This is a genomic window from Pseudoxanthomonas sp. SE1 (assembly GCF_029542205.1).
Taxonomy (GTDB): domain Bacteria; phylum Pseudomonadota; class Gammaproteobacteria; order Xanthomonadales; family Xanthomonadaceae; genus Pseudoxanthomonas_A.
Window position 1 is genome coordinate 4207160 of sequence record NZ_CP113783.1, and the last position, 22212, is coordinate 4229371.

The following is a 22212-nucleotide window of genomic DNA, read 5'->3' on the forward strand; positions in this document are numbered from 1 at the left end:
TGCGGTGGCCGCGATGCCCCGTGAACAGACCGCGTGCTAGGCTCCGCGCATCTTTATGGAGGGCTGACGCATGACGATCCGCTTTGTTCCGCTGTCCCTGGCGCTCGTGGCCGCACTTGCTGCATCGCAACCATCGTTGGCCGCATCGCCGGCCAAGCCCGCGGACACCGCGCAGGCGCTGCCTGCCGCCGACGCCGCTGCACTGGATGCCGCACTGAAAGGCGACTGGCGCGATCCGAAGAACGTGGCGCGCGACGTCTACCGCCACCCGAAAGAGACGCTGTCGTTCTTCGGCGTGTCGCCGACGAAGACCGTGGTCGAGATCACGCCCGGCGGTGGTTGGTACTCCGAGATCCTGGCGCCATACCTGGAAGCCGATGGCCAGTATGTCGCCGCCGTGGTCGACCCTGCCACGGTCGCCGAGAAGAGCCGCAACTACTACCAGCGCAGCGTCGACGGCCTGCAGAAGAAGTTCACCGAGGGTCCCGCGCAGTACGGCAAGGCCACGACGGTGAAGTACGACCCGGCCGCGCCGGTGTTCGGCACCGCAGGCTCCGCCGACGTGGTGCTGACTTTCCGCAACGTGCACAACTGGCGCAGCGCCAACCAGGCCGAAGGCATGTTCAAGGGCTTCTTCGCCGCGCTCAAGCCCGGCGGCGTGCTGGGCGTGGTGGAGCACCGGGCGAACCAGGACGTGGCGGCCGACGACAAGAGTGGCTACGTCAGTGAGGCGCAGGTGATCGCGCTGGCCGAAGCCGCCGGCTTCCGCCTCGACGCGAAGAGCGAGGTCAACGCCAACCCGAAGGACACCAAGGACCACCCGAACGGCGTGTGGACCCTGCCACCGTCCAACAACCACCCGGAAGCCGATCGCGCCAAGTACCAGGCGATCGGCGAAAGCGACCGCATGACGCTGCGGTTCGTGAAGCCGCGTTGAGTGGCGACAGGTGCGGCCCGTCCGGGGCCGCACCGTCGGTCAACCGTTCTCCAGCAGACGTGGCAGCGCCCGCGCAGCGGCATCGGCGGCGTCACTGACCAGCGCGAAGCTGGTGCCGCGGTGCGACCAGTACTGCGCCAGCAGGTCGCCGTCACGGCGCTGGCCGTCGCCCGCCAGCCGACCGCGCGGGCGCAGATAGAAGCCCACCCGTGCGCCGGACCCGTCCTGGTAGACCAGCATCGCGGCGGCGCCCTGCTCGGTGGACAGCAGGCGACCGCCCATCAACCGGTAACCGGCCTGGCTGAGATCGGGCACCCGTCCGGCCTCGCCGAAGTGACGCGATAGCCAGCGTTGCAGGTCGTCGGCCCGGGCCGTATCGAATTCCATCGGCGGCGCATCGGCCTCGGCGAATTGGCGGTAGGCGGCCACCGCATCCGCCATGGGCAGGGTCGAAGGCGACGGGCGCAGCTCGCGCATCTGCCAACCCACGCCACCTCCGATGACGAACGCAAACATCCACGACGCGGCGATGCCCATGTGCCGACGGCGCCGGGCCCGCAGGCCGAGCCTGACCTGTGCGGGCGCCAGCGACGCGTTCGGCGCCCAATGCTCGGGATTGGCGGCCAGCGCGCGCAGGCGTTCGGCGTCGCGCTTCCAACCTTCCACCTCGGCCGCACGCTCGGGATGCGCCTCCAGCCAGGTGACGACGGCCGCGCGGCGCGCAGGATCGAGCCGGCCGTCGACGTAGGCATGCAGTTCGTCGTCCGTGGGTACGTCGTGCAGGGTCTTGATGGTCATCGCAAGGCCTTCAGGGCAGGCGTGGGCGGCGTTTCCTCCTGCATCGCGCGCAGCGCCTGGCGCGCGCGCGACAACCTCGACATCACCGTGCCCACCGGGATGCCCAGCGCATCGGCGGCCTCGCGGTAGGCCAGCCCTTCCACGCTCACCAGCATCAACAGCGCTCGCTGCTCGGGCGTGAGGCAGGCAAAACCCGCCAAGGAGCTGCGTGCATCGAACACCCGGTCGGGCGTGGGCGGCGAGGCATCGTCCTCGGCCGAGAACAGCCGCGCGATGCGCTTCCAGCGTGCCGCGCGCCGATGTTCGTCGACGAAGGCACGGTACAGCACCGAGAACAGCCAGGCCTGCAACGCCGCCGGATCACGCACGTCGGTGCCCCGCATCAGCGCGCGCTCCAGCGTGGTCTGGACCAGATCATCGGCGGCCGCCGCATCGGACGCCAGCGAGCGCGCGAACCGGCGCAGGCGCGGGATCAGCGCGTGCAGGGTCTCGTCATCCAGGGCGGGCGGTCTGGCGGGCATGGGCCGGTCATGTCGGGAATGGAGGTAGGACGCACCAACGTCTGGATTATTCCCGTTCGCGGGGTGATCGGTACGGACCGGACCGGCGCGGGGAATAAATCCGGCACCCGCGCGTCACACGGACACTCCACGAACAGGACGCCGTCAATGCCGCCCCTTCCCGACGATCCATCACCGCCCTCGCCGCTGCCCCGCCCCTGGCGCGCCTGGGCCACCATCGCCTGCCTGGTGCTGGGCCTGTCGCTGGCCTTCGCCTGGGTCGCGGGTTGGATCGGACCGGCCAGGCGACTCACCGCACCGCGGCTGGTGGATGACATCGAGAACGGCAAGCCCTTCCCCGGCTTCCGGCGCGCACACAGCAGGGGCGTCTGCGTGGCTGGTTACTTCGAGCCGAGCGCAGAGGCCGCCACGCTGTCGCGTGCGCGGGTATTCCGGCAGCCACGGACGTCGGTGCAGGGACGCCTGTCGATCGGTGGCGGCGATCCTTTCGGTCCCGAGGCACAGGCGCGCGTGCGCAGTCTGGCGTTGTCGCTGCGGACCGATGACGGACAGGAGTGGCGGATGGCGATGAACAGCTTCCCGTTCTTCGCCGTCGCCACGCCGGCCGGCTTCCATGCACAGATGCTGGCCTCGCGACCCGATCCGGCCACCGGCAAGCCGGATCCGGCGAAGATGGCGGCCTTCCTTGAACAGTATCCGGAAGCCGCCCGCTTCCAGACCTGGGCGAAATCCGCGCCGTGGTCCAGCAGCTGGGCGAATACCGAGTACAACGGCGTGAACACCTTCCGCTTCATCGATGCGCAGGGCCGCGCGCGGTTCGTGCGGTGGTCCATGCAGCCGCAGGCCGCGTTCGAACCGCTCGCCGACACGGCGCGCCAGCAGGCCGAAGCGGACTACCTGCAACGCGAACTTCGGGACAGGCTGGCCCGGGGCCCGCTGCGCTGGGACCTGGTGGTGACCGAAGCGGCGGCCGGCGATCCGGTGGATGATCCGTCGCAGCCCTGGCCCGCGTCTCGACCACGACACGTCGCCGGCACGCTGGTGCTGGAGCGCAGCGAGGCGCAGGCCACGGGCACGTGCCGGGACGTGAACTACGATCCCACCGTGGTGCCGGACGGCGTCGCGCTGTCCGACGACCCCATCCTGGCCGCGCGCGCCGCCGCCTACAGCGTCTCGTTCAACCGGCGCGAGCGCGAGACCGCACGTGGCGACATCGCCAAGCCTGCCGATTCGAAGGGCAAGGAGGTGAAACCGTGAACCGCCACGGCCACTTCGATGCGTTCGCCCGTGCGTTGCACTGGGGCATGGCGCTGCTGATCCTGGCGATGCTGTTCGTCGGCGTGGGCATGGTTGCCTCGCTGTCGCTGCGGCCGGTCCTGATCGACCTGCACCGGCCGCTGGGCATCGCGCTGCTGGTGTTGGCCGTGATCCGGCTGCTGCACCGCTGGCGTCATCCGTCACCGCCGCTGCCCGCTTCACTGCCGCGCATGCAGGCGCTCGCAGCCAGGGCCTCGCACGTCGCGCTGTACGCGGCCATGCTGGCGATGCCGCTGCTGGGCTGGGCGATGCTGTCGGCCGGCGGCTATCCGGTGCGCATGACGTCGTCGTTCGCGCTGCCGCCGATCCTGCCGCACGACCCCGTGCTGTACAGCCTGTTGCGGCAGGCGCATGGATGGGTGGGCTATGCGCTGTTCGCCTTGATCCTGCTGCACATGGCCGCCGCGCTGCATCATGCCTGGGTGCGCCGCGATGGCGTGTTCGAGGCGATGGCGCGCGGAAGAGCCAGGACCACGGCTGCGGCCGACCCGGAGCCGGACCCGGAGACGCCACCGGAGGCTTGATGGTGATCGCGCTGGACGCGGCATGCCGATGACGTTGCAATGCGTCCTGTCCTCCTTCCGGAAAGCCCCGCGTGCTGATCGCGTTCAACAAGCCGTTCAACGTTTTGTTCAAACGCACATACTTAGATCAAAGTTTTCCTAGGGGACCCCGGTGATTGTCCTGTTGAACAAGCCGTATGGGGTCCTGTCCCAGTTCACCGACCGCAGCGATCCGCCGCGGCGCACGCTGGCCGAGTTCGGCCTGCCACCGCGCGTGTACGCGGCGGGCCGGCTCGACTACGACAGCGAAGGCCTGTTGCTGCTCACCGATGACGGCACGCTGGCGAACCGGTTGACCGATCCGCGCCACAAGCAGCCGAAGACCTACTGGGTGCAGGTCGAAGGCGCGCCCACGGACGAACAGCTCGATGCGCTGCGCCGTGGCGTGGTGTTGAACGATGGGCCGACGCGGCCGGCACAGGTGGAAATGCTCCATCCGGCGCCGGCGCTGTGGGAACGCGATCCGCCGGTGCGCTTCCGCAAGACGGTGCCGGATGCGTGGCTGTCGGTGACGATCACGGAGGGACGCAATCGCCAGGTAAGACGGATGACGGCGGCCGTCGGCCTGCCGACCTTGCGGCTGGTGCGCGTCGCCATCGGCGACACGCACCTGGGAGATCTTGCGCCCGGTGTCTGGCGCCCGCTCTGACGCAGGCGTAGCGCAACTTCAGCTCTCGGTGGAGCGGGTGGTGCTGCGCGGCTTGCGCGGCGTGCCCGTCTTGCGTGCGGTGGAAGTCTTCGCGGAGCCGTTGACCTTGCGTGCCTCCACGCGGCGCGACTTGCCTTCGATCGGACCGTTCGCCTGATCGCGCTTGCGCTTCCGATAGGCCACCAAGGCAAGCAGGCCCACGCCGATGCCGGTGGCGACGGCGACCGCCGGGTTGCGCCGCACGAAGTTCACCGCCACCCTGCCGCCGGTCTTCGCAACGCCGAGTGCGGCACCCGTCTGCAGCAACCTGTCTGCGCTCGGCACGGCGTGCTTGAGGCTGGTGCCGGCCTGGCTGGCCAGTTCCAGCGCGCGGTCGGTGATGGTGGTCAGCTTGCTCATGGGGCCTTCCCTGAAAGAGGTGGGTAGGACGCCAGTGTCCGTCCGGTGGTGTTTACGCGGTGTTAGTTCCGTCGCCCGGCACTGGCCGCCGGCTGAACGTAGCGTGCGCCTGCCGCACGCTACGTGCCGCGCGGCTTCGCCCGATGGGTCGCCTGGGCGCTCCAGGGATCGTCGGGCCACGGATGCTTCGGATACCGCCCCTTCATCTCCTTCTTCACCTCGGCATAAGTCGAGTTCCAGAAGTTGCGCAGGTCGGACGTCACCTGCAGCGGCTTGCCGCCGGGCGACAGCAGATGCAACAGCACCGGAATGCGCCCATCGGCCACGCGCGGCGTGTCGGCCAGGCCGAACAGCTCCTGCAGCTTCACCGCCAGCACCGGGGGCTGGCCGTGCGCATATTCGATGCGGCGCTCCATGCCCGACGGCACGGTGATGCGCGTTGGCGCCAGCTGGTCGACGCGCTGGCGCAGCGACCAGTCGAGGCCCGACTTGAGCGCGTTCGCCAGGTCGTCTTCACCTAGTGCCTCCAGTCGCGTCTTGCCTGCAAAGGCGGGCTTCAGCCACGCGTCGAGCGTCGCCATCAGCGCATCGTCCGACAGATCGGGCAGACCGAGGTCCGGCATCCACTCGCGCAGGCAGCGCACGCGTTCGCGCCACTGCTGCAGCGATTCGGGCCAGGACAAGGCGTCCAGGCCGAGGTCGCGCACGGCATCGGTCAGTGCGGTGGCGGCGAGCGCGGGATCCACGCGGCCAGCGGGCCGCGCGTCGAACACGATCTGGTCGAAGCGCGATTCGCGTTGCGCCGACAATGCGCGCCGCGATGCATCCCAGCGGACGGTGTCTTCGGTGACGAAGCGTTCGGCGAAGTCGCGCCGCAGGCGGCGTTCGTCCAGCGGCGCGGCGCGCTGCACGAGTGCATCGCGCGCTTCGTGCCGCAACTCGCTGACCACGATCCACGGCTCACCGACGAGCGCACTGTCGTCGAACAGCCGCGCGCTGCGGCCGTTCGCCAGCAGGTAGCGGCGCGCGTCCTGTGGATGCTGGAAGCCGATGCGGTCCGGGAACGCGTGCATCAGCACGTCGCCCAGGCGATGCGCTTCCACCGAGGATGGCGGCGCAGATGATTCACGGACGCGGCGCCGCCATTGCTTCGCGGCGGCCTCGATCGCGGCGAGACCCGACCGGTTCGCATCCTGTGGCGCGCGGCCGCTGCGGAACGCCGCCAGCGCACGCCAACGCGCAGCCAGTGCGTCGCCGCCCATGCGCAGTGGGTCGCGCGCTTCGACCAGCGCAGCGAGGTCGCAGGCGAGTGCGCGGTCCTCGCCCTCTCCTGCCGACAGCAGCATTGCTGCGAGCCGCGGATGCGTGCCCAGCGCGAGCATGCGCTTGCCAAGCGGCGTGATCGCGTTCGTCGCCGTCAGTGCACCGAGGCGGCGCAACAGATCGCGCGCGGCGCTCATCGCACCGGGCGGCGGCGCATCCACGAAGCGCAGGTCGTCGCTGCCCCATGCCGCCAGTTCCAATGCCAGCGCGCCCAGTTCGACCAGCGCGATCTCCGGCCGCCGCTGCGGATCCAGCCGCTGCGACTGCGGCCAGAGACGGTAGGCCCATCCGTCCGCCACACGGCCCGCGCGGCCGGCGCGCTGATCGGCGGACGCCTGCGAGATGGTCGTCACTTCCAGGCGCGAGAAGCCGCTGTTCGGATCGTACGAAGGCTCGCGCGCCAGTCCGCTGTCGACCACCACGCGCACGCCGGGCAACGTCACCGACGACTCGGCGACGTTGGTCGCCAGCACCACGCGGCGGCGGCCCTGCGGATCCGGCTGCAGTGCTTCGGACTGTTTCTCCACCGGCAGTTCGCCGTGCAAGGCGAGGACGACGATGTCTTCTTTCCCTTCTCCCCGCGGGAGAAGGTGCCCGGAGAGCCTGCCCCGGACCTGATCCGGGGGCGGATGAGGGGCGAGCGCAGCCGGGTTGCCGACACCATTGCGTCCTTCGTTGCCCCTCTCCCCGACCCCTCTCCCGGCGGGAGAAGGGCTCAACATCGTCGCCACGCGCGCGATCTCGCGCTGTCCCGGCAGGAACACCAGCACGTCGCCGGGATGTGCCTGCACAGCCTGTTCGATGGCGCGGCGCGCCTGCACGTCGATGGCCTCGTCGCGGCGCGCGGGGAAGTGCGCGACCTGGACGGGGAAGCCGCGGCCTTCGCTGCTCAACCGCGGCGCGTCCAGGAACCGCGCCAGCTTCTCGCCGTCGAGCGTGGCGGACATGACGACGATGCGCAGGTCCTCGCGCAGCTGTGCCTGTACGTCCAGCGCCAGCGCCAGGCCGAGGTCGCCGGCCAGGTGTCGCTCGTGGAATTCGTCGAACAGGATCGCGCCGACGCTCTCCAGCATCGGGTCGTCCTGGATCATCCGGGTCAGGATGCCTTCGGTGACCACCTCGATCCGCGTGTTGGGCCCGACCTTGTTCTCGAAACGGATGCGGTAGCCGACCGTCTCGCCAACGGCTTCGCCGCGCTGCTTCGCCATGAACCCGGCCGCCGCGCGCGCCGCCACGCGGCGCGGTTCCAGCATCACGATCTTTCGGCCCTGCAGCCACGCCTCGTCCAGCAGCGCCAGCGGTACCTGCGTGGTCTTGCCAGCACCGGGCGGGGCTTCCAGCACCAGACGCGGATGGTCGGACAGGCTGCGGATGATGTCCGACAGCAGCGGGGTGATGGGGAAGGTGGGCGATGGCATGCGGTGCAAGGATAAGGCTTGGACCCCATCCCTGTAGGAGCGCCCTCGGGCGCGATGCTCTTCGACAGAGGTCAACCCAAGAGCATCGCGCCCGAGGGCGCTCCTACAGGTGGGCAGGTGGACGGTAAAATGCGCGCATGGACTTGATCGACATCGGCGCCAACCTCACCCACGAAAGCTTCGACCACGACCGCAACGCGGTACTCCAGCGCGCGCGCGAAGCCGGCGTGGTGCAGCAGGTGGTCACCGGCGCCAGCCGCGAACATTCGCCGACGGCGCTGCGCTTGGCGCAGGCGCATCCGGGCGAGCTGTTCGCCACGGCGGGCGTGCACCCGCACCACGCCACCGAGTACACCGACGAATGCGATGCCGAGATGCGCGCGCTGCATGCGCATCCGGAGGTCGTCGCCGTGGGCGAATGCGGCCTGGACTACTTCCGCGATTTCTCGCCGCGGCCGGCGCAGCGCCGGGCGTTCGAGCGCCAACTGCAGATCGCGGTGGACACCGGCAAGCCCCTGTTCCTCCACCAGCGCGACGCGCACGACGACTTCGTGGCGATGATGAAGAACTTCGACGGCAGGCTCGGGCCGGCCGTGGTGCACTGCTTCACCGGCACGAGGAAGGAACTGTTCGACTGCCTGGACCAGGACTGGCACATCGGCATCACCGGCTGGCTCTGCGACGAACGCCGCGGCCTGCACCTGCGCGAGCTGGTGAAGAACATCCCGGCGAACCGGCTGATGATCGAGACCGACGCGCCCTACCTGCTGCCTCGCACGGTGAAGCCGCAGCCCTCGCACCGCCGCAACGAACCGATGTACCTGGCCCACATCGTCGCCGAACTGGCACGCGACCGCGGCGAGGAGATCGAGGTCACCGCCGCGGCGACGACGGCGACGGCGCGCGCATTCTTCCGGTTGCCCGGCGCCGGCTGAGGGGTTTCCCCGGTCCCTGTTTCAGGCCCCGCGCTGCGCCTCGTACGCCTGCAGGTGCACCCACGCGGCCCGCAGATGGGGGGTGGCGATGGCGTGCGCCGTCGCGCGGTGGACCATGTCGCCGACGATATGCGCGGCTTCGACGCGTTGGCCTGCTTCCAGGTCGCGCAGCATCGAGGCCTTCATCGGTGAACCGGCCGTGGTCAGCGTCTCGCGTGCCGACGCCTGTGCTGCAGCGGGCACCGGCTGGCCCGAGGCCGCGGCGACCGCCAGGCATTCCCCATGCAGCGCCGCCATGAAGTCCGCGCCGCCCTCGCCCGCCACGATCGTGCCGATCGAAGCGCGCATCAGGCAGGTGCCGGCGGCGAGCGCGGTAAGGAAGCTGTACTTCGCCCACTGCGCCTGCGCGATGTCCGGTGCGTGCAGGTGATCGATGCTGGCCTGCGCGCATGCGGCGGCGAGCGCCTGCAGGCGCCCGTCGGGCGGCTGGCCTTCGCGTTCGCCGAACGTCATCGAGGCCGGCTTGCCCAGGTGCAGGATCTCGCCACCGGCACCCAGCGTGGCACTGATGAAACAGAGGCCACCGAGGACGTTCGAGAAGCCGAAGCGCGCATCCAGGGCTTCGTAATGGCGCAGGCCGTTGAGCAGCGGCAGCACGCGGGCGCCCGCCTCGACCGCCGGCGCGATGGCATCCATCGCACTGTCCAGGTCGTAGGCCTTGCTGCTGAGCAGGATCAGGTCGAACGGTGCGACGCCGGCCAGTTCGTCCGCCGTCAGCACCTGCACGGGGATATCGGCATCGCCCAGCGGGCTGCGGATACGCAGGCCCTGTTCGCGCAGCAGCGCCGCGCGTGCGGGACGGACGAGGAAGGTTGCGTCGATGCCGGCCTGCGCCAACCGGCCGCCGAAGTAGCCACCGGTGCCGCCGGCTCCGAGAACGAGTACGCGCATCAGCTCCTCAGCCCCACGCCCTTCTTCAACAGCCACAGGCCCAGCGATGCCAGCGCGACGACGAACCCGATCATCAGCGCATACGCCACCCACAGCGGCACGTCGCTGGTGCCTAGCAGGCCGTAGCGGAACGCGTTGACCATGTAGAAGATCGGGTTGGCATGGGTGAGCGCTTCGGCCCACGGTGGCAGCAGGGTCACCGAATAGAACACGCCGCCCAGGTAGGTGAGCGGGGTGAGGATGAAGGTCGGCACGATGGCGATGTCGTCGAACTTCTTTGCGTACGCCGCGTTGACGAAACCGGCCAGCGAGAAGATCGTCGCACCCAGCAGCACCGTGGTGATGGTGACGAAAGGATGTGGCACGCGGACCTTGGTGAAGAACATCGCGATGACCAGCACGATGGCGCCCACCATCAGGCCGCGCAGCACCGCGCCGGCCACGTAGCCCAGCAGGATCACCCAGTTCGGCATCGGGCTGACCAGCAGCTCCTCCACATGGCGGCCGAACTTGGCGCCGAAGAAACTGGAGCTGATGTTGCCGTAGCTGTTCTGGATGATGCTCATCATCACCAGGCCCGGCACGATGAACTCCATGTAGCTGTAGCCACCCATGCGGCCGATCTGCGAGCCGATCAGGCCGCCGAAGATCAGGAAGTACAGCGTCATGGTGATGGCCGGCGGCACCAGGGTCTGGCCCCAGATGCGCAGGATGCGGTTCACTTCGCGGCGCACGATGGTGCCCAGTGCGACCAGGTTCTTCTGCAGCGGCGTGGTCATGGCGGTCTCCCGCGGATCGACGGCGCTCATGCGGCCTGCTCCCGCTTGGCGGCGGCTTCGTCGCCGGTCAGGCGCACGAACAACTCCTCCAGCCGGTTGCTCTTCGTGCGCATGGAACGCACGCGGATGCCTGCATCGCCCAGGGCCGTGAAGACGCGGTTGAGGTCCATCGCGCGCGGCATGTCCAGGTCCAGTGTATGGCTGTCGGTGGCGGACAGCGTGGTGCCTTCGATCACCGGCAACTGCGCCGGCAGCTCGCCGTCGATATCGAACAGGAAGCCCTCCACGTCCAGCTTGGCCAGCAACGCGCGCATCGGCCCCTGCTCGACGATGACGCCACGGTCGATGATGGCCAGGTTGCGGCAGAGGCTCTCGGCCTCTTCCAGGTAATGCGTGGTCAGGATGATCGTGGTGCCGGCCTCGTTGATGTCCTTCAGCGTCTTCCACATGCCGCGGCGGATCTCGATGTCCACGCCGGCGGTGGGCTCGTCCAGGATCAGCAGGCGGGGCCGCGTCATCATGGCGCGGGCGATCATCAGCCGGCGCTTCATGCCGCCCGACAGGGTGCGGCTCATGACGTTGGCCTTTTCCCACAACTGCGCGCGCTTGAGTTCCTCTTCGGCCCGCACCAGCGCCTGGGCACGCGGGATGCCGTAGAACCCTGCGTAGTTCACGCAGATGTCCAGCGGCTTCTCGAACATGTTGAAGTTGATCTCCTGCGGCACCAGGCCCAGCAGGCGCATCGCGCCGTCGCGGTCCTGGTCCAGATCCACGCCGAACACGCTGACCTGCCCGCTGCTCTTGTTGACCAGCGAACTGACGATGCCGATGAGGGTGGATTTGCCCGCGCCATTGGGACCAAGCAGCGCGAAGAAATCGCCGGGTTCGACCCTCAGCGACACGCCCTTGAGGGCTTGCACGCCCGTGTCGTAGACCTTGCGCAGGTCGGTGATGGCCAGCGCGGGAGCCGCCGCGGAAGCCGTTGTTGCAGACGCCATGGGGTACCTTGTGGCGCCACGAAGGCGCCCGGGGGAAGCGAGCGCTTATTATAGGCGTCCCGCCGGGGCCGCCCCGGGCCACACAGTGTTCCAGCCGCCTTGGCGATCGTGCATTTCCCCTTGAAGCTCGTCGGACGCCGCATGCTGGCGCCCAGCGTGGGCCACTACAGCTTCGTCCGCGATGACGGGCAGCCGCTGGATTTCATCCCCGGCCAGTTCATCCAGGTGCATTTCACCTACGCCGACGGCACCGCGACCAAGCGCAGCTATTCGCTGGCGACCATCCACGACCACGCAATGGGCCCGGGCGAAGCGGTGGAGATCGCGGTCAGTTATGTGCCCGGGGGTGCCGCGACCGCCTTGTTCGAAGGCCTGCCGGAAGGCGGTCACGTGGATGCGAGCGGGCCTTTCGGCCGCTTCTGCCTGATGCCGGGCGACCGCAATGCGCGCTACCTGCTCATCGCCACCGGCACCGGCGTGACGCCGTATCGCTCGATGTTGCCCCAGCTGGAAGCACTCATGGCCGAACGCGGCGTGGAGGTCGTGCTGCTGCAGGGCGCCCGCACGCCAGCCGAGTTGCTGTACGGCGACGAGTTCCGCGCCTTCGCCGACACGCATCCCGGCTTCCGCTTCGTGTCCTGCCTGTCGCGTGAGCTGCCCACCGACCCGCACCCCGATGTGCGCCAGGGCTATGTGCAGCAGCACCTGGCCGAGTTCGCGCCGGATGCGGCGCGTGACATCGCCTATCTGTGCGGCAACCCCGACATGGTCGATGCCTGCTTCGAGGCGCTGAAGGGACACGGCCTGCCGATTCCCCAGATTCGCCGGGAAAAATATGTCTCGAGCAAGTAGGGCCGCCTGCACGGCCCGATAGGGCCTGTCCGACCGCTCGGCACGCACGACGCGTGCGCGACGGGTGCAATCCGTTGGTCACATCCGTCCCGCCGTATCGTCATGGCATGCTGGGACCCGCCTCCAACGGAACTGATACATGGCACTTCTTCATCGATCACTCGCGCCCGCGTTGGCTGCCCTGCTGCTGGCCGGCTGCAATGGCACCGCCACCAGCCCCGGCCAGCAGGCCGTGCGCCACTACGGCGACATCGCCTTCAAGCCCTGCACCCTGACCGCGCCCTACCTGACCACCACCGTGGAAGCGCAATGCGCGACCTACGACGTGGCCGAAGATCCGGCCAAGCCCGAAGGCCGCAAGGTCGCGTTGAACATCGCGTGGCTGCCCGCCACCAATGAGGGCGCGGCGACCGAGGATCCGGTGTTCTTCCTCGCCGGCGGCCCGGGCCAGTCGGCCGTGCAGGTCTGGCCGGCCATCGACGGCGCCTTCCGCGAGGTGCGCAAGTCGCGCCACATCGTGCTGGTGGACCAGCGCGGAACCGGCAAGTCCAACCCGCTGTCCTGCAAGGATGACGAAGGCCGCAACGCCTACGGCGATCCCGAGGACATGAGCGAAGCGTCGGCTGTCGAGTTCGCCCGCGCCTGTGCCGCATCGCTCGAGGCCGATCCGCGCTTCTACACCACCACCGACGCCGTGCGCGACCTGGACAGCGTGCGCAAGGCGCTGGGCGCGGCGAAGATCAACCTGGTCGGCGGCTCGTACGGCACGCGGGTGGCGCAGCAGTACGCCATGCGCCATCCCGACAGCACGCGCGCCGTGGTGATCGACGGCGTGGTGCCGAACGAGCTGGTGCTGGGCAGCGAGCACGCGCGCAACCTGGACGCGGCGCTGGCACTGCAGTTCCAGCGCTGCCAGGCGAATGCGGCCTGCAAGGACCGCTTCGGCGACGATCTGCGTGGGCAACTGCGCGCACTGATGACGCGCCTGGCGGCCACGCCGGTGAACACCGACTACCGCGATCCCTCCACCGGCGAACTGGTCTCGGGCGAAGTGAACGCCGGTACCGTGGCCGGCATCACCCGCATGTACTCCTACTACCCGCAAGGCGCCGCGTTGCTCCCGCTGGTCTTGAACGAAGCGCAACAGGGCCGCTACGGCTCGTTGATGTCGCTGTCCAAGCTGCTGGAAACGCAGGTCGGCGACCAGTTCATGCATGGCATGCAGCTGTCGGTGATCTGCGCCGAGGATGCGGACCTGCTGAAGGCCGACCCCGCCGACACCGACACGGTGCTCGGCAGCATGCTCGGCGACACGCTGAAGGCGCAGTGCGGTGCGTGGCCCACGGGCCAGCGGCCGGCGGATTTCCACACCGCGTGGACGTCCGACATCCCCACGCTGATCGCTTCCGGCGAGCTGGACCCGGTCACGCCACCGCGCTACGGCGAGCAGGTGCTGCGCACGCTGTCGAACGGCCGCCATCTGGTGCTGAAAGGCCAGGGCCACGGCACCTTCGCCGTCGGCTGCATGCCCAAGCTCCTCGGCCGCTTCCTGGAGACGGCGAGCGCCAAGGACCTGGACGCGAAGTGCCTGGACAGTCTGGACTACGTGCCGCCCTTCACCAGCTTCAACGGCTGGGAGCCGTGAGCCACGCCCTGCGCGCCCGACACTTTCAATGGACATGACCGAATGATCATCGCCAACGACCTGCACAAGTCCTTCAAGACCAAGACCGGAACGGTCACCGCCGTGGACGGCGTCAGCTTCACCGCCCAAGACGGCCAGATCACCGGCCTGCTCGGTCCCAACGGGGCCGGCAAGACCACCACCATGCGCATGCTGTACACCCTGATGACGCCCGACCGCGGCGAAGTGACGGTGGATGGCATCGACACCGCACGCGATCCCGTCGCGGTGCGTCGCGCTCTGGGCGTGCTGCCCGATGCGCGTGGCGTGTACAAGCGCCTGACGGCGCGCGAGAACATCGCCTACTTCGGCGAACTGCATGGGCTGTCGTCCAAGCAGATCGCCGAACGCACCAAGGCGTTGTCCGACGCGCTGGACATGGGCGACATCCTCGACCGCCAGACCGAGGGCTTCAGCCAGGGCCAGCGGACGAAGACCGCCATCGCCCGCGCGCTGGTGCATGACCCGCGCAACGTCATCCTGGACGAACCCACTAATGGCCTGGACGTGATGACCACGCGCGCGATGCGCGGCTTCCTTCGCCAGCTGCGCGACGAAGGCCGTTGCGTGATCTTCTCCAGCCACATCATGCAGGAGGTCGCCGCGCTCTGCGACCGCATCGTCATCATCGCCAAAGGCACCGTGGTCGCCGCCGGCACCGCGGACGAACTGCGCGAACAGGCAGGCGAGGACAACCTGGAGGATGCGTTCGTCAAAGTGATCGGTTCGGAGGAGGGCCTGCTGGCATGAACATGTTCCGTACTGTCTTTACCGTGATGCGCAAGGAACTGCGCGACCTCTCTCGCGACCGCCGCACGCTGGCGCTGGCGCTGTTTCTCGGCCCGCTGCTGTATCCCGCACTGATGCTGGGGATGGGCTACCTGACCGAGAACCGCATCCGCACCCAGGTCGACAAGACGCTGGAGATTCCGATGGTCGGCGGTGAGCACGCACCGAACCTGGTGAACTTCCTCGCGACCAACGGCATCACCGCCGGCAAGGCACCGGCCAACCTCGACACCGCGATCCGCACGCAGGAGATCGATGTCGCACTGCGCATCAGTCCCGACTACGCGGAAGACTGGCGCAACGGTCGTCCCGCGCTGGTGGAGATCATCCGCGACAGCACGCGGCGCGACGCGGACATTCCCACCCAGCGCGTCAATGCCGCGCTCTCCGCATACAGCCAGCAGGTCGGCGCCCTGCGCCTGCTCGCGCGCGGTGTCGATGCCTCGGTGGCGCGACCGGTGAACGTCGGCATGCAGGACCTGGCCACGCCCGAAGCCAAGCAGGGCATGCTGCTGTCGGTGCTGCTGCCATACCTGCTGATCCTGACGTCGTTCATCGGCGGTGCGTACCTGATCCTCGACGCGACCGCCGGCGAACGCGAACGGCAATCACTGGAACCGCTGCTGGCCACGCCGGCGCCGCGCAGCGCGGTGGTCAGCGGCAAGATCGCGGCGGCGTGCGTGATCGGCCTGGCCACGCTGCTGCTCACCCTGCTCGCCTTCAAGTTCAGTGCGCAGTTTGCCGGCACGCTGGGGCGGCAATTGAATGTGTCGTTCCTGGCGATCGGCAAGATGTTGCTGATCCTGGTGCCGATGCTGTTCATCGGTACTTCCCTGCTGACCTATCTCGCCGCGTCAGCCAAGAGCATGAAGGAAGCGCAGAGCCACATGACGTGGCTGATGCTGCTGCCGATGATCCCGACGTTCGCGCTGATGGCCAATCCGCTGAAGAGCCAGTTGTGGCAGTTCGCCGTGCCCTTCCTGGCGCAGAACCAACTGCTCCTCAAGGTGATCCGCAACGAGTACATCAGCGCGCAGACCTGGCTGGTCTACGTGGCCGCGGCGTTCAGCGTGGCGGCGCTGTTGTGGTTCGCGGCCGTGCGTCGTTACCACCAGGAGAAACTGGCGGTCGCCGGTTGATCCCCACTGCACGGATGCCGCAAACGAGAACGGCCACCTACAGGTGGCCGTTTTTCTTCAAGCGTGCCTTGGGTTGCTTCAGAAGCGGTATTCGTAACCCAGCGTCAGCGTCTGCGCCTTCACATCGGCATTGAACAGGTCAGCCTTGTTGTAGTCGTAGTTGAGGCTGAGACCGTTGTGGTGATCGAAGTCGTAGCCCAGACCAACGCCCACGTAGGGTTTGGTCGACCGTTCGCGCAAGCTGAAACCATCCCCGCTGAGCTTAGTGTTGACGCTCTGTACACCCGCGCGCCCGGCGATGAAGAAGCCGGTGTTGTCGCCACCGAAGTTCTTCTTGCCCACGACGCCCGCGCCAACCGCGTCCACGTCGAACGACACGCCTTCCAGCGAGCGATCCCCGAGAACGGAATAGAAACCCTCCACCGCGAAACCGGGGTGGAAGTAGTGGCCGACACGCAGGCCATAGGCGGTGTCGGTGTCGTCGGCGCTGAGGTCATCGACGCTCAGCTTGAGGTCGCTGTGGCCGATCTCGATACGGCCGTACCACTGGCCGGCTTCGGTGGCCATGGTCGGGGCAGACAGGGTCGCAAAGAACAGTGCGCAGGGAACAAGTAGATGCTTCATGGAATCCTTCCTTGAGTGTGATGTGTCGCCCGCAATGCGGGCGGCGCACCTTAAGCACCTGGAAGGCGATTGTCCACTCCATGCAATCACATCACATTCGATCGCTGCGCCGCGCGCGCCATCCATTGCGCATTGCCATTCGTTTCACAAAAAAGAAAGAGCCGGCACATGGCCGGCTCTTCTCTCGCCTGTCGCCGAAGCGAGCTTCAACCGGGGCTGAAACCAATCGTGCGGCGCGTGGTGACCGGGGCATCCAGCGGTTCGAAACGCCAGCGTCGCACCGCATTGAGCGCTTCGCGGTCGAACACGCGTGCAGGCGTGGCACGCACGACGCGCGCGTTGGTCACCGATCCATCGATGCCCACGGTGAGTTCCACCAGTACTTCACCGCTGGTGCCCGAGCGCAGGGCTTCGGGCGGATAGCGCGGCGCGGGCGTGCTGACCGCACGCAGCGTTTGCGCCGGGGCCGCGGCAGGAACGGCGGCACGGGTCGCGGCAGCCTGGCGTTCGGCGGCTTCACGCTGGGCGGCGGCCTGGCGTTCGGCTTCCTGGCGGGCGGCTTCAGCCCGGGCGGCTTCCTGTTGCTGGGCCAACTGCTGCGCCGCGGCGGCCTCGTTGGCGCGCTGCTGCTCGGCCTGCTGGGTGAGACGCTGCTGCTCCCTCAGGCGTGCTTCCTCGTCGGCCTTGGTCTTGGCTTCGTCGGTGACCGTGCGTTGCGCCACTGCCTGCTGCGCGGCGGCGATGCTCTGCTGCAGACGCGGCAGCGCGGGTGCCTTGGGGTCGGCCTTCTCGATGATGGCGGACAGGCGCTGCGCCTCCGTGAACTCTTCGCGCGCGATGCTCTGTTCGGCGGCGATCAGCGTGTACGGCATCAGGTCGGTCAGCGCACTGCTGACGCCGGGATCGTTAGGCAGTTTGTCGCGCAGGGCGAGGTAGTACTCCATCGCGTTGTCGCCACCCGGTGCGTAGATCCGGTTCTCGCGCAGCGCCTTGGTGGCGGCATCACGCAGGGTATCTGCGTCCATGGCCTGGACCTCGGCGGACACGGCCGGCGGCGGCGGTGCGGCGGGCGTGGCCGCTGCGCCGGCGGCGGGTGCCGCGGGTTCTTCCTTCTTCGAGCACGCCGCCACCGCGACGATCAACAGCAACGGCGCGATGTAGCGCAGGCGCCCGGTCGTTTTGATCAAGGACATCAGTTTCTACTCCCCCAAGTGCGTTTCTAATGATGGCGACACAGCCCCGACCCGCATAGGACGCGCGATCGGACGTTGGTTGTCAACGTGGGCCCGTCGCCGCACGCCGACACTTGGTCAGGCGGGAAACGGCGCGATGCCTTCCGGGTACCCCTACCCGGTGGTCAGGGTACGTCGCCTCATCATCATCTACACTTGACGCGCGTCACAGTTTTGGCCAGACCCGTGCGGAGGCCATCACTTGCCGATGCAGAACGTGGAGAAGATGTGGCCCAGCATGTCGTCCGCGCTCAGGCGGCCTGTGATTTCGCCCAGCGCGTCATGGGCCAGCCGCAGTTCCTCGGCGGCCAGTTCCAGTTGTTCGTGCTGCAGTTGCTCCGCCGCGCACGCCGCATGCAGGGAGGCGCGGTGCAGCGCTTCCACATGGCGGGCTCGCGCCGAGAACTCGCCATCGCCCGCCGCGGCAGCCGGCTCTCCGGCCAGCGCGCGCAGGCGCTCGTGAAGGTGCGCCAGGCCGCTGCCCGTCGCGGCGGAGACATGCACGCTGGCGTCGTCGTCCGGGGGCACCTCGGCGAGCAGGTCGGCCTTGTTGTGGATCCAGAGCACCGTGGGCACGGCGGCAATGCTGTCGGCGATCGCATCGCGGCCGGCATCGGGATCGCGCGCATCGACCACCGCCAGGGCGACATCGGCACGCATGAGCTCTGCGCGCGCGCGGCGCATGCCTTCGCGCTCGATCGCGTCGCCACCATCGCGGAGGCCGGCGGTGTCCACCAGATGCAGTTCCAGGCCATCCAGCCGGATGGTCTCGCGCAACGTATCGCGCGTGGTGCCGGCGACGTCGGTGACGATGGCGCGGTCGGTGCCCGCCAGCGCGTTGAGCAGCGAGCTCTTGCCGGCGTTGGGCGGACCGACGATGACGGCATGCATGCCGTCGCGCAGCTTGCGCCCGCGCTCCGCATCGGCGATCAGACCCGCAAGCGAATCGCGGGTATCCGCCAGACGGGCGCGCACTTGCTCGCCTCCAAGCGTGTCGATCGGTTCGTCGGCGAAGTCGATCGCGGCTTCCACATGCACGCGCAGGGCGAGCAGCGACTGGCCGACGCCGTCCACGCGCGTGGAGAACACACCGTCGAGCGAACGCCGCGCCGCACGCGCCGCGCGGGTATCCGCGGCGGTAATCAGATCGGCGATCGCCTCCGCTTGAGCAAGATCGAGCTTGTGGTTGAGGAAGGCGCGCTCGGAGAATTCTCCTGGACGCGCCATGCGGCCCCCCAGCGCGCACGCGCGGGCGACCAGTTGCTGCAGCACGACCGGACTGCCATGCGCCTGCAGTTCGACCACATCCTCGCCAGTGAAACTGGCAGGGCCGGGAAACGACAGTGCGATGCCGTCGTCGATGATGTGGCGTTCTTCATCGAGGAAGCGCACGTGGTGTGCGTGTCGTGGGGTCAGCGTACGCGCGCACATGTCCTTCGCGATGGCCTGCGCGGCAGGCCCGGACAGACGCACGATGCCGACACCGCCTGCGCCCGGAGCGCTGGCAATGGCGACGATGGTGTCCTGTGCATTGTTCATGGGGAAATGCCGGCGGGTGAGCTTTCAGCGTAGCGGAAACACGAAGCCCGCCGGAGGGCGGGCTTCGTGGCACGGCGGCGGGCGACAGTTACTTCGCCGTCGCGGCCTTCGGCGGCGTGGCCGACTCGCCGTGGCGCTTGGTCATCCACCATTGCTGCAGCAGGCCCAGCGCACCGTTGGTGACCCAGTACAGCACCAGGCCGGACGGGAAGAACGCCATCATCACGCCGAACACCAGCGGCATGAACTGCATCATCTTCTGCTGCATCGGGTCCATGCCCGGCGCCGGCGTCAGCTTCTGCGTCAGCCACATCACCAGCATGTTGAGCACCGGCAGGATGAAGTAGGGGTCGCGCGCGGTCAGGTCCTGGATCCAGGCGAACCACGGTGCCTGGCGCAGCTCGACGGTTTCCACCAGCACCCAGTACAGCGCCAGGAACACCGGCATCTGCACGAGGATCGGCAGGCAGCCACCCATCGGGTTGATCTTCTCCTTCTTGTACAGCTCCATCATGGCGACCTGGAACTTCTGCTTGTCGTCGCCGTAGCGTTCCTTCAGCTGCTGGATGCGCGGCTGGAACTTGCGCATCTTGGCGAAGCTCTTGTACTGCGCCGCCGACAGCGGATACAGCGCCAGCTTCACCAGGATCACCAGGCCGATGATCGACCAGCCCCAGTTGCCGATGAAGCCGTGCAGGAAGTTCAGCACCCAGAACAGGCCCTGGCCCAGCAGGGCGAGGATCGCGAACTGGCTGTAGTCGACCACGCGATCGATGCCCGGCGCGTTGATCGCATGGATCTTGTCGACCAGCTTCGGACCTACCCACAGGCGCGCTGTGGTGGTGGCCTGCTGGCCCGGGCCGACATTCACGCCCGGCCCCATCTCGCGGATCAATGCACGCGTGCCGGCATTGGGATTGTCCAGCGAGATGGTGGTGGTGTCGTCGGTGTGCGGAATCCACGCGGTGAAGAAGTGGTGTTGCAGGATCGCGATCCAGCCGCCCTTCACCTGCGCATCGACGCGACCGTCTTCCAGATAGTCTTCATTGAACTTGCGCCGCTGATAACCGCCATCCCACCAGGTGGCGCCGCTGAAGCTGAAGGACTCCGGATTGGTCATGCCGCTCTTGACCTCCGGCGGCGTGCGCAGCAGCTGGCGGTAGACCGTGCCTTGCCACGTGCCGGTGCCCGCGTTGACGACCTCGTCGCGTACTTCCACCTCATAGCTGGCGCGCTTGAAGGTATAGGTGCGGCGGATGCTCACGCCATCCGGACCCTGCCACAGGAACGGTACGCTGACGCTGTCGGCGCCTTGAGCGAGGGCGACGTTGCCGGCGCCGGTCTCGGGCACGAAGGCATGGTGGTCGGGGGCTTTCGACTGCCCGCTCACCCAGCCGCTTTCGGCCACGTAGAAATGTTGCGGGTCTTCACTGAGCAGGCGCACCGGTCCACTGCCTGGCGTCTTGCTCTGCGGGTAATGCAGCAGGTCCGCCTGCAGCACGCTGCCGCCGTCCACGACCAGGCGCAGTACGTCGGTGGATACCGTCACCCGTGCAGCCTTCGTGTCCGCGGCGGCCGTCGCAGCGGGGATGGTGGGCACCGTGGGGGCCGTCGGCACGGTACCGCTGGCATTGGAGGGCGTGCTCGTGCCGGGGGCCGCGGTCGGCACGGTGCTGCCGGCGGGAGCGGTCGTCGCGAGCGGAGCCGCAGCGGGTGTCACCGGGGCCGCCTTCTGTTGGCCCCACTGCATCCACAACAAGGTCGCCACCATGAGCCAGGCGAAGATCAGGAATACACGGGTCTGGTTCATCAGGCAGGCAGTCTCAACCGGCGTCGGAAACCGGTTTGGTCGAAGAAGAAGGAGTGGGTGGCGGCGAAGGGGAATTCAAGCCCGGCGGCATTGTGCCGCCCGGTGCCGGCGGCGGCAATGCGCCAGCGCGCACGAGGACGCGTTCGAACGTCGCCCGCAGCTGGCCCGCACCCGCCTTCGCAGCGGGCGCACGGGCGACCACCACATAGTCGCCGCCGGGCAGGTCCGCCCGCAGACGACGGAAGTGTTCGCGCAACTGGCGCTTGATCCGGTTGCGCATGACGGCGCGCGTATCGACTTTGCGCGATACCGCCAACCCCAGGCGCGCGGACCCCTCGCCCGGCAACCAGTGCAGGCTCAGCATCGGATCGGAGGTGCGGCGCGCCTGGTCGAACACGCGCGCATAGTCGGCGCGCGCGCGGACGCGCGCTGCGCGCGGGAAAGTGGTGCTCATCTCAGCAAGAAGCCCGCTCGTGACCGGGCGGGCTCCTGGTGATGCAGTGAACGCATGGATGCATTGGCCGCGATGTGCGGCCAAGCCATCAGGCGGTCAGGCGCTTGCGGCCCTTGGCACGACGACGGGCCAGGATCTTGCGGCCGTCGGCGGTCTTCATGCGGGCACGAAAACCATGGTCGCGCTTGCGCTTCAGGTTGCTGGGTTGGTAAGTGCGCTTGGTGGCCATGGGGCCCTCGGGCGTGTTCGGGTGGAAAGAACCGGAAATTCTATAGGAACCGCCGGGTTACGGTCAACTCCCTCGGTGTTTTCTCCCCGATGCTCCTCCGCAAGTGGCTGAACACGGTGCCGTTCGCGCGCTTCATCCACATCTTATGCACAGGATCGTTGGCGGGTCCGGGCGCCGGTGGTAGTCTGGCTGACCCCATTGACTCCGCCCCGTGCTGCCGCCCGGCAACGCGGGATGGCCTGTTCTACCCCACACGCGAGTTGTTCCACCTG

The 22212-nt window shown here is 68.1% G+C and carries 21 protein-coding genes and 2 pseudogenes; 9 read left to right on the forward strand and 14 right to left on the reverse strand.

Annotated features, from left to right (window positions below; genetic code table 11):
• Positions 1-70: 70 nt before the first annotated feature.
• Positions 71-937, forward strand: a complete 867-nt coding sequence (locus OY559_RS19630; protein WP_277727982.1) for a class I SAM-dependent methyltransferase — start codon at positions 71-73, stop codon at positions 935-937.
• Between the two features lie 39 nt (positions 938-976).
• Here OY559_RS19630 and OY559_RS19635 read toward each other — a convergent pair whose 3' ends face one another.
• Positions 977-1720: an anti-sigma factor family protein gene (locus tag OY559_RS19635; RefSeq protein ID WP_343228785.1), complete on the reverse strand. Its 744-nt coding sequence runs from the start codon at positions 1718-1720 to the stop codon at positions 977-979.
• Positions 1721-1731: 11 nt separating this feature from the next.
• Complete coding sequence (locus OY559_RS19640) at positions 1732-2256, reverse strand: sigma-70 family RNA polymerase sigma factor (protein ID WP_277727984.1); 525 nt, start codon at positions 2254-2256, stop codon at positions 1732-1734.
• Positions 2257-2403: 147 nt separating this feature from the next.
• On the opposite strand from OY559_RS19640, the gene OY559_RS19645 reads away from it, so the two are divergent.
• The 3 genes from OY559_RS19645 to OY559_RS19655 all read left to right on the forward strand — a co-directional run bounded on the left by OY559_RS19645 (position 2404) and on the right by OY559_RS19655 (position 4785).
• Positions 2404-3513 (forward strand): catalase family peroxidase, encoded by a 1110-nt coding sequence (locus OY559_RS19645; RefSeq protein WP_277727985.1) that lies wholly within the window; start codon positions 2404-2406, stop codon positions 3511-3513.
• Positions 3510-4097: a cytochrome b gene (locus tag OY559_RS19650; protein WP_277727986.1), complete on the forward strand. Its 588-nt coding sequence runs from the start codon at positions 3510-3512 to the stop codon at positions 4095-4097. Before OY559_RS19645 ends, OY559_RS19650 begins: the two co-directional genes overlap by 4 nt.
• Positions 4098-4248: 151 nt before the next feature.
• The gene (locus OY559_RS19655) at positions 4249-4785 is read left to right on the forward strand and encodes a pseudouridine synthase (protein WP_277727988.1); all 537 of its coding nucleotides are present in this window, start codon (positions 4249-4251) and stop codon (positions 4783-4785) included.
• Between the two features lie 18 nt (positions 4786-4803).
• On the opposite strand, the gene OY559_RS19660 is transcribed toward OY559_RS19655, so the two are convergent.
• The 3 genes and pseudogenes from OY559_RS19660 to OY559_RS19765 form a co-directional block, all read right to left on the reverse strand.
• Positions 4804-5184 carry a hypothetical protein gene (locus OY559_RS19660; RefSeq protein ID WP_277727989.1) on the reverse strand — a complete coding sequence of 127 codons (381 nt, stop codon included), beginning with the start codon at positions 5182-5184 and terminating at the stop codon, positions 4804-4806.
• Between the two features lie 119 nt (positions 5185-5303).
• Positions 5304-7061, reverse strand: a pseudogene (gene hrpB, locus OY559_RS19665) (ATP-dependent helicase HrpB); the annotation flags it as partial.
• A 174-nt stretch (positions 7062-7235) separates the two neighbouring features.
• Positions 7236-7925 (reverse strand): annotated as a pseudogene (locus OY559_RS19765) (DEAD/DEAH box helicase); the annotation flags it as partial.
• Between the two features lie 137 nt (positions 7926-8062).
• Here OY559_RS19765 and OY559_RS19670 point away from each other — a divergent pair.
• Positions 8063-8860, forward strand: a complete 798-nt coding sequence (locus OY559_RS19670; protein WP_277727991.1) for a TatD family hydrolase — start codon at positions 8063-8065, stop codon at positions 8858-8860.
• Between the two features lie 21 nt (positions 8861-8881).
• Here the strand turns inward: OY559_RS19670 and panE are convergent, their stop codons facing one another.
• From panE to OY559_RS19685, 3 genes are read right to left on the reverse strand one after another with little or no spacing between them, the layout of a single operon-like run.
• On the reverse strand, positions 8882-9811 hold the full coding sequence (gene panE / locus OY559_RS19675) for a 2-dehydropantoate 2-reductase (protein ID WP_277727992.1): 930 nt from the start codon (positions 9809-9811) through the stop codon (positions 8882-8884).
• Positions 9811-10620 (reverse strand): ABC transporter permease, encoded by an 810-nt coding sequence (locus OY559_RS19680; protein ID WP_277727993.1) that lies wholly within the window; start codon positions 10618-10620, stop codon positions 9811-9813. Before OY559_RS19680 ends, panE begins: the two co-directional genes overlap by 1 nt.
• On the reverse strand, positions 10617-11588 hold the full coding sequence (locus OY559_RS19685) for an ABC transporter ATP-binding protein (RefSeq protein ID WP_277727994.1): 972 nt from the start codon (positions 11586-11588) through the stop codon (positions 10617-10619). Before OY559_RS19685 ends, OY559_RS19680 begins: the two co-directional genes overlap by 4 nt.
• 141 nt (positions 11589-11729) lie before the next feature.
• Between OY559_RS19685 and OY559_RS19690 the strand changes: the two genes are divergently transcribed.
• From OY559_RS19690 to OY559_RS19705, 4 genes are all read left to right on the forward strand, one after another.
• Positions 11730-12440, forward strand: a complete 711-nt coding sequence (locus OY559_RS19690) for an FAD-binding oxidoreductase (RefSeq protein ID WP_277730071.1) — start codon at positions 11730-11732, stop codon at positions 12438-12440.
• 139 nt (positions 12441-12579) lie between these two features.
• Positions 12580-14085: an alpha/beta hydrolase gene (locus OY559_RS19695; RefSeq protein WP_277727995.1), complete on the forward strand. Its 1506-nt coding sequence runs from the start codon at positions 12580-12582 to the stop codon at positions 14083-14085.
• Between the two features lie 42 nt (positions 14086-14127).
• The gene (locus tag OY559_RS19700; protein WP_277727996.1) at positions 14128-14874 is read left to right on the forward strand and encodes an ABC transporter ATP-binding protein; all 747 of its coding nucleotides are present in this window, start codon (positions 14128-14130) and stop codon (positions 14872-14874) included.
• Positions 14871-16052: an ABC transporter permease gene (locus OY559_RS19705; RefSeq protein ID WP_277727997.1), complete on the forward strand. Its 1182-nt coding sequence runs from the start codon at positions 14871-14873 to the stop codon at positions 16050-16052. The genes OY559_RS19700 and OY559_RS19705 overlap by 4 nt, the downstream gene beginning before the upstream one ends.
• A gap of 78 nt (positions 16053-16130) precedes the next feature.
• Here the strand turns inward: OY559_RS19705 and OY559_RS19710 are convergent, their stop codons facing one another.
• The 6 genes from OY559_RS19710 to rpmH all read right to left on the reverse strand — a co-directional run bounded on the left by OY559_RS19710 (position 16131) and on the right by rpmH (position 21940).
• Complete coding sequence (locus tag OY559_RS19710) at positions 16131-16676, reverse strand: porin family protein (RefSeq protein WP_277727998.1); 546 nt, start codon at positions 16674-16676, stop codon at positions 16131-16133.
• 206 nt (positions 16677-16882) lie between these two features.
• Positions 16883-17869, reverse strand: coding sequence for an energy transducer TonB (locus OY559_RS19715; protein WP_277728000.1), 987 nt, complete (start codon positions 17867-17869; stop codon positions 16883-16885).
• Between the two features lie 237 nt (positions 17870-18106).
• The gene (gene mnmE, locus OY559_RS19720) at positions 18107-19447 is read right to left on the reverse strand and encodes a tRNA uridine-5-carboxymethylaminomethyl(34) synthesis GTPase MnmE (protein WP_277728001.1); all 1341 of its coding nucleotides are present in this window, start codon (positions 19445-19447) and stop codon (positions 18107-18109) included.
• Positions 19448-19535: 88 nt separating this feature from the next.
• Positions 19536-21257 carry a membrane protein insertase YidC gene (gene yidC, locus OY559_RS19725; RefSeq protein ID WP_277728002.1) on the reverse strand — a complete coding sequence of 574 codons (1722 nt, stop codon included), beginning with the start codon at positions 21255-21257 and terminating at the stop codon, positions 19536-19538.
• A gap of 13 nt (positions 21258-21270) precedes the next feature.
• The gene (gene rnpA / locus OY559_RS19730) at positions 21271-21711 is read right to left on the reverse strand and encodes a ribonuclease P protein component (protein WP_277728003.1); all 441 of its coding nucleotides are present in this window, start codon (positions 21709-21711) and stop codon (positions 21271-21273) included.
• A gap of 88 nt (positions 21712-21799) precedes the next feature.
• Positions 21800-21940, reverse strand: coding sequence for a 50S ribosomal protein L34 (gene rpmH, locus OY559_RS19735; protein WP_013536759.1), 141 nt, complete (start codon positions 21938-21940; stop codon positions 21800-21802).
• Positions 21941-22212 lie beyond the last annotated feature (272 nt).

What these genes read in the sequence shown, in the direction of transcription:
- OY559_RS19695 (WP_277727995.1), top strand. Translation starts at nt 12,580, where the DNA reads ATGGCACTTCTTCATCGATCACTCGCGCCCGCGTTGGCTGCCCTGCTG.
- OY559_RS19700 (WP_277727996.1), top strand. Translation starts at nt 14,128, where the DNA reads ATGATCATCGCCAACGACCTGCACAAGTCCTTCAAGACCAAGACCGGA.
- OY559_RS19680 (WP_277727993.1), bottom strand. Translation starts at nt 10,620, where the DNA reads ATGAGCGCCGTCGATCCGCGGGAGACCGCCATGACCACGCCGCTGCAG.
- OY559_RS19715 (WP_277728000.1), bottom strand. Translation starts at nt 17,869, where the DNA reads ATGTCCTTGATCAAAACGACCGGGCGCCTGCGCTACATCGCGCCGTTG.
- mnmE (WP_277728001.1), bottom strand. Translation starts at nt 19,447, where the DNA reads ATGAACAATGCACAGGACACCATCGTCGCCATTGCCAGCGCTCCGGGC.
- rnpA (WP_277728003.1), bottom strand. Translation starts at nt 21,711, where the DNA reads ATGAGCACCACTTTCCCGCGCGCAGCGCGCGTCCGCGCGCGCGCCGAC.
- OY559_RS19640 (WP_277727984.1), bottom strand. Translation starts at nt 2,256, where the DNA reads ATGCCCGCCAGACCGCCCGCCCTGGATGACGAGACCCTGCACGCGCTG.
- OY559_RS19705 (WP_277727997.1), top strand. Translation starts at nt 14,871, where the DNA reads ATGAACATGTTCCGTACTGTCTTTACCGTGATGCGCAAGGAACTGCGC.
- rpmH (WP_013536759.1), bottom strand. Translation starts at nt 21,940, where the DNA reads ATGGCCACCAAGCGCACTTACCAACCCAGCAACCTGAAGCGCAAGCGC.
- OY559_RS19690 (WP_277730071.1), top strand. Translation starts at nt 11,730, where the DNA reads ATGCTGGCGCCCAGCGTGGGCCACTACAGCTTCGTCCGCGATGACGGG.
- yidC (WP_277728002.1), bottom strand. Translation starts at nt 21,257, where the DNA reads ATGAACCAGACCCGTGTATTCCTGATCTTCGCCTGGCTCATGGTGGCG.
- OY559_RS19660 (WP_277727989.1), bottom strand. Translation starts at nt 5,184, where the DNA reads ATGAGCAAGCTGACCACCATCACCGACCGCGCGCTGGAACTGGCCAGC.
- OY559_RS19630 (WP_277727982.1), top strand. Translation starts at nt 71, where the DNA reads ATGACGATCCGCTTTGTTCCGCTGTCCCTGGCGCTCGTGGCCGCACTT.
- OY559_RS19685 (WP_277727994.1), bottom strand. Translation starts at nt 11,588, where the DNA reads ATGGCGTCTGCAACAACGGCTTCCGCGGCGGCTCCCGCGCTGGCCATC.
- OY559_RS19670 (WP_277727991.1), top strand. Translation starts at nt 8,063, where the DNA reads ATGGACTTGATCGACATCGGCGCCAACCTCACCCACGAAAGCTTCGAC.
- OY559_RS19645 (WP_277727985.1), top strand. Translation starts at nt 2,404, where the DNA reads ATGCCGCCCCTTCCCGACGATCCATCACCGCCCTCGCCGCTGCCCCGC.
- OY559_RS19710 (WP_277727998.1), bottom strand. Translation starts at nt 16,676, where the DNA reads ATGAAGCATCTACTTGTTCCCTGCGCACTGTTCTTTGCGACCCTGTCT.
- panE (WP_277727992.1), bottom strand. Translation starts at nt 9,811, where the DNA reads ATGCGCGTACTCGTTCTCGGAGCCGGCGGCACCGGTGGCTACTTCGGC.